Origin of the sequence: Weissella sp. DD23 (assembly GCF_001579105.1) — a bacterium.
GTDB lineage: Bacteria > Bacillota > Bacilli > Lactobacillales > Lactobacillaceae > Weissella > Weissella cibaria.
Genome location: NZ_KQ970397.1, coordinates 60,866 through 61,799, shown reverse-complemented (window position 1 = coordinate 61,799; position 934 = coordinate 60,866). Strand labels below are relative to the sequence as shown.

General features: G+C 47.2%; 1 protein-coding gene and 1 pseudogene. Both read right to left on the bottom strand.

Annotation, left to right across the window (positions count from 1 at the left end; translation table 11 throughout):
- Positions 1–749: glycosyltransferase family 2 protein (locus WEIDD23_RS13765; protein ID WP_197458876.1), on the bottom strand; the 749-nt coding region annotated here is incomplete at its 3' end.
- Positions 746–934 (bottom strand): annotated as a pseudogene (locus tag WEIDD23_RS13180) (NADH oxidase); the annotation flags it as partial. The gene WEIDD23_RS13765 and the pseudogene WEIDD23_RS13180, both read right to left, overlap by 4 nt.

Below are 934 nucleotides of genomic sequence, written 5' to 3'. Positions count from 1 at the left end.
CAGCCACGCAGTTGCAACCGCCAGAATAAATCGGTCTCAGCACCAATCCGATTTGAACGCCAAAGCCCAATCGCCAGCAACGCCGTACGACGATACATAATGGCCTCTTTTTCAACCCGAATCATCACATCATGGAACGCTTGTTTCCGTCGATCGGCGGCTAACTCAACAGCCGCATCCATTTGTGCAATCGTCGTTGCAAAATTATCAGCACGACGCGGTAACGTTTCAAGCATCACGGCCCCAACGCGTGCCGCCGGAATACCGTTGATATCTGTCATAAACAGCGCCAATGTTTCTTCCAAGGAATTCCCACTGACTACCCCATTTATGGGTAGTGTCAACACAAACTCACCACGACTAAACATTGCACCTTGCGACAATAAATTAGCGACATTCGTTGTCTCCGTAAATTCAATCACACGCATTGTCGTATTTTGTGCGACAATTTGACGCAAACGGCGTAAAGTAGCGGTCGTTTCGGCCGAAACCATTACCAACACTTCATAGCGTTGGTACGTCAATGAGGCTTGCATGAGATCAAGTTGGCGCTGCAAGCGGTCTACATCCCCTGCAAAAGGCAATACAATTGACACAAGCGGTTGTGCTCCCGTCGTCATGCGTGCCGTCCGCCGTGCCACTTGCTTATCAAAACGCAAATCTTCTATAAAACGTACGATTCCCGCAATCACTGGCGTAAATACAAACGCCACAATTAGAACAAGAACCGCCCGATTAAATACCATCATGAACGTGCCTCGTTTTCATCTAGCGCCCGTAATGCGACATCTGACAAAAAATTCAGTGGCGTATTGGCATGCGGTTCAAACATCATATCGCTAAACGCTAAATCTTCCAAAGTTACTTGATGATTTAACGCCACAGCCATCATGTTAAACATCTCAGTAAAATCTCGCTTGGATTGCATTTGCAC